The sequence below is a fragment of the Winslowiella sp. 2C04 genome, from assembly GCF_050037805.1.
Taxonomy (GTDB): domain Bacteria; phylum Pseudomonadota; class Gammaproteobacteria; order Enterobacterales; family Enterobacteriaceae; genus Erwinia; species Erwinia toletana_A.
In genome coordinates, this window is the sequence record NZ_CP188300.1 from 3475352 (window position 1) to 3490910 (window position 15559).

General features: G+C 47.7%; 12 protein-coding genes and 1 riboswitch. Of the genes, 8 read left to right on the forward strand and 4 right to left on the reverse strand.

Annotated features, from left to right (window positions below):
• Positions 1 to 2: 2 nt before the first annotated feature.
• From ACP3TC_RS15680 to ACP3TC_RS15705, 6 genes are all read left to right on the forward strand, one after another.
• Positions 3 to 1757 carry a SulP family inorganic anion transporter gene (locus tag ACP3TC_RS15680; RefSeq protein WP_426816801.1) on the forward strand — a complete coding sequence of 585 codons (1755 nt, stop codon included), beginning with the start codon at positions 3 to 5 and terminating at the stop codon, positions 1755 to 1757.
• A gap of 80 nt (positions 1758 to 1837) precedes the next feature.
• Complete coding sequence (locus tag ACP3TC_RS15685; RefSeq protein WP_426816802.1) at positions 1838 to 3427, forward strand: ABC transporter substrate-binding protein; 1590 nt, start codon at positions 1838 to 1840, stop codon at positions 3425 to 3427.
• 11 nt (positions 3428 to 3438) lie between these two features.
• A complete protein-coding gene (locus tag ACP3TC_RS15690) occupies positions 3439 to 4437 on the forward strand; it encodes an ABC transporter permease (protein ID WP_313856276.1) in 999 nt (332 codons plus the stop codon).
• Complete coding sequence (locus ACP3TC_RS15695; RefSeq protein ID WP_313857618.1) at positions 4437 to 5249, forward strand: ABC transporter permease; 813 nt, start codon at positions 4437 to 4439, stop codon at positions 5247 to 5249. The genes ACP3TC_RS15690 and ACP3TC_RS15695 overlap by 1 nt, the downstream gene beginning before the upstream one ends.
• Positions 5243 to 6049 (forward strand): ATP-binding cassette domain-containing protein, encoded by an 807-nt coding sequence (locus ACP3TC_RS15700; protein WP_313856275.1) that lies wholly within the window; start codon positions 5243 to 5245, stop codon positions 6047 to 6049. The genes ACP3TC_RS15695 and ACP3TC_RS15700 overlap by 7 nt, the downstream gene beginning before the upstream one ends.
• Complete coding sequence (locus tag ACP3TC_RS15705) at positions 6049 to 6642, forward strand: ATP-binding cassette domain-containing protein (RefSeq protein WP_426816803.1); 594 nt, start codon at positions 6049 to 6051, stop codon at positions 6640 to 6642. Before ACP3TC_RS15700 ends, ACP3TC_RS15705 begins: the two co-directional genes overlap by 1 nt.
• 136 nt (positions 6643 to 6778) lie before the next feature.
• Here the strand turns inward: ACP3TC_RS15705 and ACP3TC_RS15710 are convergent, their stop codons facing one another.
• The gene (locus ACP3TC_RS15710) at positions 6779 to 7792 is read right to left on the reverse strand and encodes a magnesium transporter (RefSeq protein ID WP_426816804.1); all 1014 of its coding nucleotides are present in this window, start codon (positions 7790 to 7792) and stop codon (positions 6779 to 6781) included.
• Positions 7793 to 7848: 56 nt separating this feature from the next.
• Positions 7849 to 8033: riboswitch (M-box (ykoK) riboswitch) on the reverse strand.
• Between the two features lie 523 nt (positions 8034 to 8556).
• Here ACP3TC_RS15710 and ACP3TC_RS15715 point away from each other — a divergent pair.
• Both ACP3TC_RS15715 and ACP3TC_RS15720 read left to right on the forward strand, forming a co-directional pair.
• On the forward strand, positions 8557 to 10047 hold the full coding sequence (locus ACP3TC_RS15715) for a basic amino acid/polyamine antiporter (RefSeq protein WP_426816805.1): 1491 nt from the start codon (positions 8557 to 8559) through the stop codon (positions 10045 to 10047).
• 38 nt (positions 10048 to 10085) lie between these two features.
• On the forward strand, positions 10086 to 11357 hold the full coding sequence (locus ACP3TC_RS15720) for a phosphatidylserine decarboxylase family protein (RefSeq protein ID WP_426816806.1): 1272 nt from the start codon (positions 10086 to 10088) through the stop codon (positions 11355 to 11357).
• A gap of 208 nt (positions 11358 to 11565) precedes the next feature.
• Here ACP3TC_RS15720 and ACP3TC_RS15725 read toward each other — a convergent pair whose 3' ends face one another.
• The 3 genes from ACP3TC_RS15725 to aguA all read right to left on the reverse strand — a co-directional run bounded on the left by ACP3TC_RS15725 (position 11566) and on the right by aguA (position 15559).
• Positions 11566 to 12837, reverse strand: a complete 1272-nt coding sequence (locus ACP3TC_RS15725) for a phosphatidylserine decarboxylase family protein (protein WP_426816807.1) — start codon at positions 12835 to 12837, stop codon at positions 11566 to 11568.
• 51 nt (positions 12838 to 12888) lie between these two features.
• Positions 12889 to 14265: a putrescine-ornithine antiporter gene (potE, locus tag ACP3TC_RS15730; protein WP_426816808.1), complete on the reverse strand. Its 1377-nt coding sequence runs from the start codon at positions 14263 to 14265 to the stop codon at positions 12889 to 12891.
• Positions 14266 to 14458: 193 nt separating this feature from the next.
• Positions 14459 to 15559, reverse strand: a complete 1101-nt coding sequence (aguA, locus tag ACP3TC_RS15735; RefSeq protein WP_313856264.1) for an agmatine deiminase — start codon at positions 15557 to 15559, stop codon at positions 14459 to 14461.

Below are 15559 nucleotides of genomic sequence, written 5' to 3' on the forward strand. Positions count from 1 at the left end.
CAATGCTGTTGCATAAATTAATTGGCTGGATGCCAGGGCTTAACGATCTCATCCATTATAAGAAAGCGTTTATCAAGGATGATATTGTGGCAGGACTTTCGGTTTCCGCCGTAGCATTGCCGGTGGCTATTGCCTACACCCAGTTAATGGGCATTAACCCGGTGATTGGGCTGTATGCCTGTATCCTGCCGATGATTGTTTATGCATTATTTGGTACTTCGCGCCAGCTTATTGTCGGGCCTGATGTAGCAACCTGCGCGGTTATTGCCTCGGTAACCATGCCGTTAGCAATGGGAAATAGTGATGTCATATGGGAACTGACTATTATTATGACCATCATGACAGGGCTGTGGTGCCTGCTTGCAGGTTATTTTCGGCTCGCTATTTTTGCCGAGTTTCTGTCACAACCTATTCTGACGGGCCTGTTTAACGGCGTGGCGGTCACTATCGTTGCCAGCCAGATGAGCAATATTTTTGGCCTGACTCCGTTACCCACCAACTTCATCGCCAGCGTGCTGGCGTTACCGGGAAAAATAGTCGAACTGCACGGGATTACGCTGGCACTGGCCTTAAGCAGCCTGGCGATTTTATTACTTTTTAAAAAATTCAGACCGACCTGGCCCTCTACGCTTATCGTAATGGTACTAGGTACCGTGCTGAGTGGTTTTTTTGACTTCCATGCCGCCGGCATTGCCATAATTGGTGATATAGGCACAGGTTTACCGCATATTCACACTCCCTACTTTGACTTCTTGCTATATAAAGAACTGCTGATCCCCTCGCTTAACCTGACGGTTATCAGTATCGCCAGTTACATGATGACGGTCAGAAGCTTTGCAGAAAAAAATCATTATGAAGTGGATATTGACCAGGAGCTACGCGCATTAGGCTATATCAATATTGCCGCTGGCATCAGTCAGGGATTTGCCGTAAGCGCCGCGACCAGCCGCACCGCCGTTAACGATGCTAACGGTGGCAAAACCCAGATGGTCTCTGTGGTAGCGGCATTAATGATTGCGCTGGTACTGTTTTTCCTGACGCAATACCTTAGTTTTATCCCGCTGGCCGTACTCGGCGCCGTGCTTGTTTTTTCAGCGACCTCAATGTTTAGTCTGTCCACGCTGTATGCGATGCGTAAAACCAACCGCGCAGATTTTATTTTAGCGTCATTTACGTTTCTGGCGGTGCTGGTCGTTGGATTAGTGAACGGTATTGGCTTTGCTATTCTGGTCGGATTACTGCAGTTTTTGCACACTGTTTTCAGACCAACCGATTTACTCCTTGGTTTAGACGACGGTGGCGTTGTTCGCTCCATGCGTGCGGATAATGATATTAAACCGATCCCCGGTGCGCTGTTGTACCGTTTTAACTCACCACTTACCTATTTTAATATCAGCTACTTTAAAAAGCGGATTCATCAACTTATTGATGACTCATCCACACCGTTGCAATGGGTGATTATCGATGCTGCAAGCAGTTTTACCTATAACGACTCTACGGTGATGAAATATATCAGCGAACTGGCAAATGAATTAAAAAACAGAGAGATAAAATTAATTTTAGCCGGACGCAGCAGCGAATTACGCTCATGGTTACTTAAAAACCAACTGGCCTTGTACCCGAAAGGGCCGATATTAGTTCCCGATCTCTATTTTGCCATCGGTCTGATGCAAAGCTATCGCGAACAAAATGAAATTAACGAACAAACTCTGGCACTGGATTCCGCTGTTGCGCACAGAACCAGCCAGCTTAACTGATTTTGAACAAAATGATTAACCTGCGCAAAAAGATAACATTGCATGATTTATCTTACCGCCATGGAATTTAAGGAAACGACATGCCACTGAACCTGAAAGCACTAAGTTATGCACTTGCCTTAATCGTAAGTACTTCACCGTTTTTTTCCCACGCTGATAATTCGCCGTCACCGCGACACTCGCTCAAACTGGCGATTGGTGACGAACCAGCAGAAGGCTTTGATCCTTTGTTGGGCTGGGGTCACGGCAGCTACTTGTTATTACACAGCCCGCTGTTGAAACAGAAAATCGATTTAAGCTGGGATAATTTACTCACCGAGGAAGTGGTTAATAGCACCGACGGAAAAACCTGGACAATAACACTTAAACCCAACCTGAAATTCTCTGATGGTTCTTCTCTCACCGCCAGAGACGTCGCCTTTACCTATAATCAGGCTGCGCAAAGCGGCGGTAAAATTGATATGGGTAATTTTGCCTCAGCCAAAGCTCTGGACGACCGTCAGGTTGAAATTGCCTTATCTGCGCCGCAAAGCACATTCGTCAATGTCTTAGGGTCGCTCGGGATCGTGTCTGAAGAAAAATACGATGCAAAAACCTATGCGCAGAATCCTGTCGGCGCAGGCCCCTATCGCCTGGTAGATTTCCAGCCGGGTCAGCAACTCATCGTCGAAGCGAACCCTTATTATTCCGGCCCTAAAAATGATTTCGATAAGCTGGTCTTCGTCTTTTTAGATGAAGACAGTGCCTACGCGGCAGCGCAAAGTGGCCAGTTAGGGTTAGTCAGAATAGCGCCTTCTGTCGCGGTGACACCGAAACAGGGTTTAAAACTGTGGGTTCGTCCGAGCGTAGAAAACCGCGGAATTGTTTTCCCAACCACGCCCGCCGGAAAAAAAGACGCCAACGGTTATCCTGTCGGCAATGATGTTACTGCCGATGTCGCTATCCGCCGCGCCATCAACTACGCCATTGACCGTCAACTGCTTGCTGACCAACTAATGGAAGGCCACGCCATCCCCGCCTACACCGCCGTACAGGGTTTGCCCTGGGATAACCCAAAGGCATCGTTTAAAGACGGTGATATTGCCAGAGCGAAACAGATTCTGGATGACGCCGGCTGGAAAGCTGGCGATGACGGAATTCGGGTCAAAAACGGTAAAAAAGCGCAGCTCACGCTTTGGTACGCCAGTGGTGACAGCACCCGACGCGATCTGGCGCAGGCGGTTCGCGCCATGGTGAAACCTTTGGGTATCGAGATGGATCTGAAATCCGGCAGCTGGGAAACGGTTGAGCGAAATATGCATGCCAACCCGACACTGTTTGGCTGGGGCGGCCTCGATCCAATGGAGCTTTACCACCATTACAGCAGCAAAACCGCTGGCATTGAGTATTTCAACCCGGGCTACTACAGCAATAAAACGGTTGACCAGCATCTGCAACAGGCACTTGATGCACCAACCTGGCAGCAAGCTGTTCCTTTCTGGCAGCAGGTTGAATGGGACGGCAAAACCGGAGTAGGCGTACAGGGCGATGCAGCCTGGGCCTGGCTGCTTAATTTACAACATACTTATCTTGCAAATCCCTGCGTCGACTTAGGCAACGCCGCGCCTGAAGTTCACGGCAGCTGGTCGGTACTGAACAATCTGCAAGACTGGAAATGGACGTGCAACTGAAGCGCCTCTTTATGACAACGCTGAGCGTGGCCCGGTCTGACGGGCTGCGCCAGCTGCTGTTTACATTGCTGCGGCTGGTACTGCTGCTGATTCTGGTGATGGCGGGAACCTTTACGCTACTCAGCTTTTCGCCGGTTGACCCGATTCGAGCCTACATCGGTAACGATTTACTGCATGTGCCTCCTCAACAGTATCCGTTGATCGCTGCGCGCTGGGGATTGGATCAACCTTTATGGCTGCGTTTCTGGCACTGGTTTTCGCAACTGATACAGGGCGATCTCGGTTATTCGATGGTGTATAACGCCCCCGTCGCGCAAGTGATCGGTGAGCGCTTCTCGGTTTCTTTTGCCTTATTAGCCAGTGCGTGGGTGCTGTCAGGCGTGTCAGGTATCCTGATGGGATTTCTCGCCGGGCGTTATCTCAATCGCTGGCCGGACCGGTTAATCTGCCGCATCAGCTATCTGTCATCTTCACTGCCGACGTTTTGGGTCGGATTATTACTGCTGGTCATTTTTGCCGTGCACTGGCAATGGTTTCCGGTTTGCTGTGCCTGGGATCCGGGCAGCAACGCGCAGGACGCCAGCATTGGCGATCGTATTCATCATTTAATTTTGCCGGTGATTGCGCTGAGCCTGATGGGCTTTGGACAAATCGCGCTGCACACCCGGGAGAAAATTGCCGAAGTGATGCGCAGTGATTTTGTGCACTATGCCCGCGCGCAGGGTGATAAAGGCTGGTCATTGTTACGCGTACAGGTATTTCGCCATGCGCTGACACCGGCGTTATGCCTGCAATTCGCTTCGATAGGTGAATTGCTTGGTGGATCGTTACTGGCCGAAAAAATATTTGCTTACCCCGGCTTAGGGCAAGCCACCATTGACGCCGGGCTGCGCGGCGATATTCCTCTGCTGATGGGCATTGTGCTGTTTTGTACGCTGCTGGTGTTTTGCGGCAATAGTCTCTCTGCGCTGTTATTGGCAAGAATGAACCGGATTCTGGAACATAAATGATGCTAAATAATCCCGCTCCAGCGTTGCTACGGGTGATCTTTTCCACCCTGCTTCTCAGCCTGTTGACGATATATGGTATTTCTTTGCTGTCAGCTGATATACCGATCGATCTGCTGGCGCGCTATCAGCCACCGAGCGCTGCACACTGGTTTGGCACTGACAATATGGGGCGTGACCTGTGGTTACGCTGCTTTCAGGGCGCATTGATCAGTTTGCAAATTGGTGTTGGCGCAGCATTGTGCAGCGGAATCATCGCGATGCTGGTCGCCAGCCTGACCTTAATCCATCCGACCATCGACCAGGCTCTGCGGTTAGTTATCGACACGTTGCTCTCATTACCGCATTTGCTGTTGCTGATCTTAATTTGCTTTACCGTGGGGGGTGGAAAGCAAGGTGTGATCATCGCCGTCGCCTTAACTCACTGGCCAAAGCTGGCATTAATCCTGCGGGCGGAAGCACAACGCATCCGCACCAGTGATTACATGACGCTGGCCCAGCGGATAGGAAATGGTCGTTGGTACTGCTGGCGGGCGCATTATCTGCCCGCGTTATCGTCACAGTGGTTTGTTGGCACGCTGTTGATGTTTCCTCATGCAGTGTTACATAGCGCAGCGCTGAGCTTTCTCGGCTTCGGGCTGGCACCGCATGAACCGTCACTGGGCATTTTGCTGTCAGATGCTTTACGTTTTCTCAGCAATGGGAGTTGGTGGTTGGCGGTGTTTCCCGGCCTGATGCTTTTGCTGATTGTTTTACTGTTTGATCAAAGCGTTCGCGCTATTCACTCCCTGTGGCTGAGGAATCAATCATGCTAAATTTCAGGCACGTCTCTGTTGAAAATGTTCACTACAATTGGTTTGGCCGCAAACGGCTCTCACCGATCCTCAGCGATATCAATCTGACGCTGCAACGCGGTGAAATTACCGCGCTGGTAGGTGGCAGCGGCGAAGGTAAGAGCCTGCTGCTGCAAAGTGCCCTGGCGCTGTTACCGGAAAATTTGCGGATGCGCGGAGAGATCAGGCTTGAAGGTAAATCGCTTAATTCACGGCAATGCCAAAAGTTGCGTGGAAATACCCTGTGCTATGTGCCGCAAGGCGTAAGTTCGCTTAATCCTTTACTCAGGGTGGGCACTCAACTGAAGCGCAGTCTGCAACTGAGCGGCAGACATACCTGCGCACTGGCACTTGAGCAGCAGATTAAACACTTTCATCTTCAGACCGACATCCTGCTGAAGTACCCCAGGCAGTTATCCGGCGGTATGGCAAAGCGTGTGCTGGCATGTAATGCCGCGTTGGGCGGAGCGCACTATATTCTGGCGGATGAAATTACTGCCTGGCTCGATGAACCGCTGGCCTTCCAGCTCTTACAACAGTTACGCGCGCTGAGCGCCCAGGGTGCCGGAGTACTGTGGGTAACGCACGATCTGTCACTGGCGGCGCGTTTTGCCGATCGTATCGTCGCGCTTAATGAGGGGCGGATTAGCGATGATATCTCAATCAATGAATTAAAAAACGGCAGCGGCAGCGCAGCGCTACGCCGACACTGGCTGGCGCTGCCGGAATACTACAGCTTATTTCCTGACGACAGCTCGTCAGTTCAGGCACGGAGAGCGTGATGTTTTGTGTTTCTCAGCTGACTATCGAGCAAGATAAGCGCCTGCTCTGGAATAATTTATCTTTTGATTTATCCGCGGGTGAAAGATTAGGCATATCCGCGCCAAGCGGTTATGGCAAAACAATGTTAGGCCGGGTATTGGCCGGCTGGCAGACATATCAGCAGGGGCAAATTACCCTGGATGGTCTCCCGCTGCCGAAGCATGGCTATTGTCCTGTCCAGTTAGTTCCGCAGCATCCCGAGCTTACATTTAATTCATTCCGCACCACGGGAGATGCGCTACGCGACGCGTGGAGCCCTGATGAAACCCAGATGGCACATTTTCACGTCAATCCAGAGTGGCTGACGCGTAAACCCGGCCAGCTTTCCGGCGGTGAACTGGCGCGCATTGCGCTACTGCGCGCGCTTGATCCGCGTACTCGCCTGCTGATTGCTGATGAAGTGACTGCGCAACTTGATCCCCCTATCCAGCGAGACATCTGGCAGCGGTTAATTATCGAATCTCAGCAACGCGGTCTGAGCATCATTATTTTTAGTCATCAGCTGGCATTACTGCAGCAAATCTGCACGCGCATTATTGTTGCGCCGGTTTAAGAGGCAGGTGTTTCTGAAGAATAACTGCGGCTGATGCGCTGCAAAAATAACAAAACGCTGCACCGACCGGTGCAGCTTTTGTTTTTAGCAGACCCCGCCAGGATCCGAACATGGCTGAGCGGATATTCAGGCCGGTTTAATTAAGTTCTAAAAAATATTGTGCAATTTTGAAGTAGATTATCAGCCCGGTGCCATCAATGAGAGTTGCAATAAAGGGTGCTGAGACAACAGCGGGATCTATGCCCACGCGTTTTAAAACCATCGGAATAACTGATGAAATGATTGCACTCCACATGGTGATACAAACCAATGTCAGACTGACGATAAGCGTTATTTCAGGCCCAATCCCCATCATCCAGGCTCTACCGCAGCCCGCCAAACCCAGCGTGACTGCCACCATCAGTGATGTTGTCATCTCCTTGCGAATAATTTTACCCAAATCGCGCAAATGCACTTCACCCAGCGCCATAGCGCGCACCAGTGTTGAGGTAATCTGCGTGCCGCTGTTCCCTCCGGTACCAATCAGCAAAGGAATAAAGAAGGCCAGTGCAATCGCTGACTCTAACGCATCTTCAAAGTGCTGAATGACGCTGCTGGTGTAAGCTTCAGCAATAAATAGCAACAATAACCATACCGCACGTTTCTTCCACAGGGTAACTGGGCTGGTTTCAAGATAAGGTTTATCAAGCGGCAAACTTGCCCCTTGCCTTTGTGCATCTTCAGTAACATCATCCTCTAATAAATGCGCAATTTCTTTCGCTGTTACGCATCCCACGAGTTTGCCATTACTGACGACGGGGAGAATATCACAGTCGCTTTTAGAAATTAATTCGACAATATCTTGCCTTTGATCACCCGGTGCCAGACTAATGTAGCTTTCATCCATTAAATTAGTGATTGGCTGCATCACCTCTTTTTCTTTCAACATTTTTTTTACGGATAATATCCCACATAACTTTTTTCCATCCGTGATAAACACCTGTGATGGTATATCGTCATCTTTGAGTTTAGTTAGAAACATCTCGCGAGCTTCGTAAACCTGCAGGATATGCGGCAATGCGATATAGTCAGTGTCCATATACTGAGCTATAGCATCATCTTCAAATTCTGAATAATTGTTATGAATGGTATGTTTGACGTGATGAGGCATGGTTTAATTCCCTATAGAATAAAAATCTCATAGGGGCGACAAGACTTCAATAGGAAAATGGATCCCTACGTCTTGGTTTTAGCACTATACAACGTATCTCACGTTGTCTGCGACAACATAAGAAGTTACCTTGGCAACACCTTGATTCGATGAAACCTGTATTTCCCTGCGAGGCCTCTCTCGATGCCATCAGGGCGGTAACTTGTGTTTGTATAGGAGCCTCGCCATAACGAGATCGTTAACAACAGAACTATCTTACACAGCATCTTCATCATAACGTGTAAAAAATAGATTACGTTTATCAATTGTTTACAAAACCATACTAAGGGTGAGGCTTTTTAGCCTGCGCTTCGCGATTACACAACATTATTCTACTGCGAGCTTTTTTAGGACTCCCCGCGACAACACCTGGCGGGCATCCTTTAATGCTACATATATCCCAGCCATCGAATGACTTTCGCAGATTTTTTAAAGTCACGCTTCCTGATTGCATTCTGTTAGATAGCCGTTGAACATTATAACAACCCGCGCAATCAAAAAACCCTCTGCATCATCATAACATTTACAATAATGAAACTTGCTTTTGATATATAATGCAATAACATATTAATTCTTGATTGGTTATCTTGAAAATATTTTACTTCTTCCCGTTTTCCTACAGGCATCAGATAAATTTGACGCCACCTGTTTTGTCGTCTGATACCGGAGCCATTGATTAAACCTTAATATAAGGAATGACATTTCATTCACTTTAAGGATTTATAATGGCGGTTGACAAGCAAGCTAAACCTGCCCCTACCAAACAACTTGGCGTGCTTGCGATGACGTTACTCGTTATCAGCGCGATGTTTGGTGGGGGTGTATACAACATCCCGCAAAACATGGCTCAATCAGCCGCACTGGGCGCGATTTTGATCGCCTGGGTCGTTACCGGATTGGGCGTTTTTTTCCTCGCAAGAACCTTTCAGATTCTTGCGGACATTCATCCAGAAATGACGTCGGGTATTTACATGTACTCCCGGGCTGGATTTGGGAAATTGAGTGGTTTCTTAATCGCCTGGGGATACTGGATGTCAGCCGCATTCGGTAATGTCGGATACGCCGTCTTACTGATGGACGCACTGAATTACTTTTTCCCTCCCTATTTTCAAGGCGGCAATACCTGGCAAGCCATTACTACAGCTTCGATCATCATCTGGGCACTCAGTATTTTTGTTATGCGTGGGGTTAAAGGCATCTCGGTTCTTAACCTTGTTGGCACCATTGCTAAATTTATCCCGGTTGCTGTCTTTATCTTCGTGTTGGCCTTTTTCTCTCTGCGTTACCACATGATGGGAACTGACTTTTGGGGACACTTAAGAGATAACGCATTACATGATCGACCACTTGGCGGCCTTTTCGATCAAGTCAAAAGCACCATGCTGGTAACGCTTTGGATGTATATCGGGATCGAAGGTGCGGTTGTCATGTCTGATAAAGCCGATGGACGCACCGTAAGTCGTGCGACGATTCTCGGCTTTATCATTTCAACCGTCCTGTTTATGTTAGTCAGTATTTTGCCATTTGGCGTGTTCTCTCAAGGGGAACTTGCCGCCATGAATGCCCCCTCTACAGCGGCAATTCTGAGCGCGATAGTTGGCAAATGGGGTGGCGTCTTTATAAATATCGGCGTCATCATTGCCCTACTCTCTTCATGGCTGGTGTGGACGCTACTGGTAGCCGAACTGCCGTGGGCGTGTGCTAAAGATGGCACCTTTCCCAAGTTTTTTGCAAAAACGAATGCCAACGGCGTTGCTTCAAACTCACTATGGGTTTCAACACTGGTTATGCAGGCAGCAATGGCACTGGTCTTCTTCTCCAATAATGCCTGGAATGCCATGCTTTCTATTACCGGCGTGGTAATTCTTCCTGCCTATATCGGGTCCGCCGCATTTTTGTGGAAAGTTATAGCCAAAAAAGATTATCCAAAAACTGCTCGCTATAGCCTGAACAGCGCATTAGTGACGAGCGTATTAGCAACGCTGTATGGATTTTGGCTGGTTTATGCTGCCGGGATCTCCTTCATCCTTGTTGGATGTGCAATCTACGCCATTGGATTATTAGTATTCGTATGGGCACGTAAAGAACAAGCCCCTAAGGAGCCGTTATTCACAGGCTCAGAAAAAGTATTGGTGATGCTGATTATTATTGCTGCTCTGACCAGCTTGTGGATGCTCTTTACCGGCCATCTCCCGCAGATTTATAAACCATCCTGAATCATAATTTTATTATATAACTTATATCTGGAGTCAAAATGCACGCTTCTTTAAAACCTTGTAATAAGACCTATACCGTTGGAAAATGGATGCCATCCGATCAGCGTACTCTGCGCAATTGGATGTTAAAAATAATGGAAAAGGCCGAGAACAATACCGACGCATTATTACCCTGTGTCGAGGACTTTAAAAACTTTATCGAGAATGACCCGAAAGCATTTATGCTCTTTACGCAAATGTTTGACCAGGTTAATCAAGATGACGCTCACGCACTTTCGCCATCAGGATTACCGCAAGTACGCGATTATCAGCATATGCTGAGCTTAATAAACGTCATCATGACTCATGCGCCAGAGTTCGATGAAACAGGATTAGTGGGCTTCCCTTTTAACGCCATCTTCAACTGGTCTATGGCAACGCAAGGCGGCTGGAGTGGTTTCCTGGACGAACGAATCAATAAACATATTAAAATCATACTTAATGAATGGGCGGTGTTTCTCAGTTCAGCTCAAAGCACCTCGGTTTTAAATGACGATCCCCGCTCTGGCTGGTTTGGTGAAGACGCCCGTAAAGCTATGCCGACATTTGTGGATGACTTTATTTGCGACCCATCGCTTGATCATCACGGATTCAAATCATGGGATGATTTCTTTACGCGACAGTTCCGCGAAGGCGTCCGCCCTGTTGCTGAACCCGATAATGATGATGTGATTGTAAATGCTTGTGAATCAGCACCCTATCGCCTTGCCAAAGATGTAAAACAACGCGATCAATTTTGGATTAAATCACAGCCCTACGCGCTGCAATATATGATGGATAACGATCCTTTGGCTGAGGCTTTTACAGGAGCGACGGTGTATCAGGCATTTCTGAGCGCCCTGAGCTATCACCGCTGGCATGCACCCGTATCAGGCAGGATTGTTAAAACACGTATTATCGATGGAACCTACTACTCCGAAACATTAAGTGAAGGGGAAGATGTTGCAGGCCCAAATGCTTCTCAGGGATATATTACTGAACTGGCAACCCGAGCATTAATTTTTATTGAGGCTGATAATCCGGAAATTGGATTAATGTGCTTTATGGCCGTGGGTATGGCTGAGGTATCCACCTGTGATGTGACCGTTTACGAAGGACAACACGTTAACAAAGGTGAGCAATTGGGCATGTTCCACTTCGGTGGTTCAACTCACTGCTTATTCTTCCGCCCGGAAGTCAATCTGGAGTTTGATTTTCATGGCCAAACGCCGGGACTGGAAAGTAATAATATTCCTGTTAACAGCGCGTTAGCCCGTATCAAACGAAGCTAAGTCACGCAGCCGGGGCAGGTTCCTGCCCCGGAAAAATAATTCAGCGCATAGCGCTTATGCTTATGCCATTCCAACATCAAGACTTTGCAGCTGTCGTTAATTAACCTTAGAGCCTTACTGATTTATCAGCGCCAAAGATGCCTTTCAACAAGATGAAAGGCATCACATCAGGCAATACAGTTATCATTCCCTTTGAGTGGGAGCCGAATCAGCGATTACGCAAGCCAACTTTAGCAATTTGAGCATTGACCGGTATATTATGGCTGTGATGCCCTGGAACCTGACCATGCAGATCAAATTCAATATTCACCTGAGGGCCGAAGAACAGGCAATGGGTTGACCCACCGAAATGGAACATGCCCAATTGATCGCCTTTTTTGACATATTGCCCTTCAAAAGCGGTAATTTCACAGGTGGATACTTCAGCCATACCAATCGCCATAACGCACATCAGACCGATATCAGGATTATCGGCTTCAATGAAAATAAGACCGCGCGTGGCAATCTCGGCAATATACGACTGCGAGCGATCGGGACCGGCTGCATCGATACCGGCATACAGCGATTCTGAATAATAAGTTCCTTCAATCATCCGCGTTTTCACCACACGACCTGATACCGGTGAATGCCAGCGATGATAGCTCAAGGCACTGAGATACGCCTGATAGATAGTGCCGCCCTCAAACTGAGAGACCAGAGGATCGTTATCCATCATAAATTGCAGAGCATAAGGCTGAGCTTTAATCCAGAATTTATCCCGCAGCTGGACATCGGTTGCGACACGGTAAGGTGCTGACTCACAAGCGTTAATGATGATGGCATCATTATCCGGCTCAGCAACAGGCCGTGCACCTTCGCGTAGAGTACGAGTAAAAAAATCATCCCAGGAATGGAACCCGTAATGCGGTAATTGCGGATCACACTGGAAATCCTCTACAAAAGTTGGCATTGCGTTCAGAGCATCTTTACCGAACCAGCCTTTTTTGGGGTCATCACTCAGAACGTAAGCACTGTCAGCAGAACGCAAGAATTTTCCCCATTCGTTCAGAATCGCTTTCAGGTGCAAGTTGACTTTCTCGTTGATAAACCCAGCCCAGCCACCACGGGTTGCCATCGACCAGTCAAAGAGCGCATTGAACGGACAACCAACCAGCCCGGTTTCATCGAAATCGGGGGCATGGGTCATAATCACATTGATCATGCTCAGCATATGGTGGTAATCGCGTACCTGCGGCAGTCCGCCTGGTGACAGTTTTTTGTCTCTGCCAACCTGATCAAACATCTGGTTAAAAAACATGTACGCCTTAGGATCGCTTTCAATAAAATCCTTAAAATTCTGAACCACCGGGAGAAGTGGCGTATCATTATTTTCTGCTTTATTCATAATACGCAGTAACCATTCCGTCAGTGTTTTCTGATCGGAAGGCATCCATTTCCCGATAGTGAAGGTTTTATCGCAAGGATTGATTTCGTTATTCATATTAAGCCTCAATTAATTTATAAATTTTATCTGTAAAAAAAATCAAATACATTATGACTGGAGCACTTCTTTCTGCTCATCATTATTACTCTGTTCAATTACAGGTTTATTTTGCTGAGCGGAGGTATACCGGCCAAAGATAACCCATCCTGCGAAAGTAACCAGTGAGCCATAAACCACTGCCTGACTGCCTGAACTGTAAATGGCATAGAATGTATAGGCATTCGCGAGGAAACAGACCATACCGATTGTGACCAGTTTTGAATGGCTTAATTTTCCTTGTTTAAATTCATCAGATGACTTAATAATTGTGGAGCATGCAGACATTGATAGAATATAAGGAATAAGATCAATGACCACAGAGAAGTCGACAATGACGTTAAACTCATGACTGAAGCTTGGTGTGATGGACATCATCAAAAACAATGACTGAACAATACAAATGATGATCATGCCAATTACCGGTGCCCCCCGTTTAGTTATCTTCCCGAATATTTTGTAAAAATAGCCGACATCTGCGCAGGATTTAAAAACCTGGCCGGTAGTGAACTGCCAGGTCAGTAATGAGCCAAGACAGGCGATACACATCAGCAACTCGATAATTTTTCCGGTAACACCGCCAAACATGTGTGAATAGACTAAGCCGAAGGGCGCAGAAGAAGCAGCCAGTTCCTGATAAGGAATAATGCCGCCAATAACCGCAGTAGAAAGAATATAAATAACCGCAGTAAAAAGTGTTCCTGCCAAAACTGCAATCGGTACCGCTTTTTCAGGATTCTCCACCGCATCGGAATTGGCACTGGCCGATTCAAGACCTAAAAATGCCCACATCGTCAACGCCAGAGCCTGAGGCAGAGCATCAAAAAATCCAAGATGGTGGGGGTTCCAGCCTGCGACATAAATGTCAGTTTTAAACCAGAACCAGCCAAGAATGATGATCCCGATAACCGGTATAATCACGCCCCATACGGTAACGGAACCAATACGCCCGGTTATTTTAGAGCTCCAGAAATTAGGTAACGTTGTCAGCCAGATAAACAGCATCGTCCACAATGCGGTCGCGATACCACCAAGTTCAATATCAAAAAAATTACAGAAATAGCCAACAGCCGAGATCGCGACCCCCACATTAGCAATTACAATAGCGATAGCATACGTGTAGTTGGCAAGCATATTACCCGACCGCCCAAAAGAATACTGAGCATATCCTCCCATCCCACCAATATTTTTACTGTAACGACCACATTTCGCAAATCCATAGGCCAAAGCCATTGCCCCGACTGAAGTTAATATCCAGGAAAAGATAGTGATATTTCCTACACCTGCCATTTGCGAGGGCAGCATAATAATACCTGACCCTATCATATTGACGACAGTGATTATTGTCAGTTGCAAAGCACCCATTTTATGCTTTTGGGAACCTGCCATAATTATCCCCTTATTACTTTTAGAAAGTAATTATCATAATGAATATGCACAGTCGCAGTCGATTATGCATATTTTTTTTAATTTAACTCCCGTATCGCTACTTTCTTATTCAGACAGTCTTCAGCAGGAGTCTACCGGAGGTGTTATCGGGGATCGCCCCCGATAACCGGTGATTAGAATAGTATTAAGATATTTAAATCCGACCTGATGGGATTTGCTGCGTAATACAGTGAATATTTCCACCACCCAGCAATATTTCGCGGCTGGATAACGGTATAATTTTATGCTGCGGAAATGCTTCCTGAATCACCGCGACGGCCTTAGCGTCCGTTTGCGGATCGAACTGTGGAAATATAACCCGTCCATTTGTAACCAGATAATTGACATACGAACCGGCCAGACGCTGACCCACGCCGCGGCTCATGCCTGGACTGGGTTGTATGGAGCTCGCTTCTTCTTCCGTAATAAACAGTGGACCAGGCTGGGGCAATTTTCGGACTTTTATCTTGCGTCCTTTAGCATCTGTTTCATTTTCAAGCACATCAAGCGCTTTTTTTGACCGGGCGTATTGAGGATCACTTTCATCATCCGTCCAGGTCAGGACGACTTCCCCCGGACTGGTGAAGCAACACATATTATCAATATGGCCGGACGTTTCATCCTCATAAACGCCTAAGGGTAACCAGATCACTTTATCAATATTGAGATAATCCCTTAAATAATCCTCGATCTGGGATTTCGTCAATGCAGGATTACGATCCGGATTAAGGTGAACTTCCTCCGTTGCGATGCAGGTCCCCTCTCCGTCGACGTGAATACCGCCGCCTTCTACTACCAACGGGGCCTGATAGCGTTCGAAGTTATGGTGGGCCAGGATCTGTGGCGCGACCTGCTCATCTTTATCCCAGGGATTGTAAAGTCCGCCTTTGACTCCACCCCAAGAGGTAAAAATCCAGTCGACACCACGGCGTTCACCCTTCTCATTAATGACCAGCGTTGGGCCACAGTCGCGTACCCAGGCATCATCGCTTTCCATCGGCACAATAGTGACCCGAGAAGGCAGTATAAGTTTCGCCTCATCTACACATTCCACTGGGACACCAACAAACACTGGCGTAGCGACACTGATGGCCTCGGCCACTGCAGCGTAATTTTTCTGAGCAGGTCTGGCTCCTTCCCGCCAGTTGTCAGTTCGGTACGGCCATAGCATCCATATCGCTTCGTGAGACTCCCATTCGGCTGGCATCCAGAATCCATCGTGTGCAGGTCGGGTAACGCGTGTTGTTGTACTCAT

What these genes read in the sequence shown, in the direction of transcription:
- potE (WP_426816808.1), bottom strand. Translation starts at nt 14,265, where the DNA reads ATGGCAGGTTCCCAAAAGCATAAAATGGGTGCTTTGCAACTGACAATA.
- ACP3TC_RS15705 (WP_426816803.1), top strand. Translation starts at nt 6,049, where the DNA reads ATGTTTTGTGTTTCTCAGCTGACTATCGAGCAAGATAAGCGCCTGCTC.
- ACP3TC_RS15695 (WP_313857618.1), top strand. Translation starts at nt 4,437, where the DNA reads ATGCTAAATAATCCCGCTCCAGCGTTGCTACGGGTGATCTTTTCCACC.
- ACP3TC_RS15720 (WP_426816806.1), top strand. Translation starts at nt 10,086, where the DNA reads ATGCACGCTTCTTTAAAACCTTGTAATAAGACCTATACCGTTGGAAAA.
- ACP3TC_RS15715 (WP_426816805.1), top strand. Translation starts at nt 8,557, where the DNA reads ATGGCGGTTGACAAGCAAGCTAAACCTGCCCCTACCAAACAACTTGGC.
- ACP3TC_RS15710 (WP_426816804.1), bottom strand. Translation starts at nt 7,792, where the DNA reads ATGCCTCATCACGTCAAACATACCATTCATAACAATTATTCAGAATTT.
- ACP3TC_RS15690 (WP_313856276.1), top strand. Translation starts at nt 3,439, where the DNA reads ATGACAACGCTGAGCGTGGCCCGGTCTGACGGGCTGCGCCAGCTGCTG.
- ACP3TC_RS15685 (WP_426816802.1), top strand. Translation starts at nt 1,838, where the DNA reads ATGCCACTGAACCTGAAAGCACTAAGTTATGCACTTGCCTTAATCGTA.
- ACP3TC_RS15700 (WP_313856275.1), top strand. Translation starts at nt 5,243, where the DNA reads ATGCTAAATTTCAGGCACGTCTCTGTTGAAAATGTTCACTACAATTGG.
- ACP3TC_RS15680 (WP_426816801.1), top strand. Translation starts at nt 3, where the DNA reads ATGCTGTTGCATAAATTAATTGGCTGGATGCCAGGGCTTAACGATCTC.
- aguA (WP_313856264.1), bottom strand. Translation starts at nt 15,559, where the DNA reads ATGAGTACAACAACACGCGTTACCCGACCTGCACACGATGGATTCTGG.
- ACP3TC_RS15725 (WP_426816807.1), bottom strand. Translation starts at nt 12,837, where the DNA reads ATGAATAACGAAATCAATCCTTGCGATAAAACCTTCACTATCGGGAAA.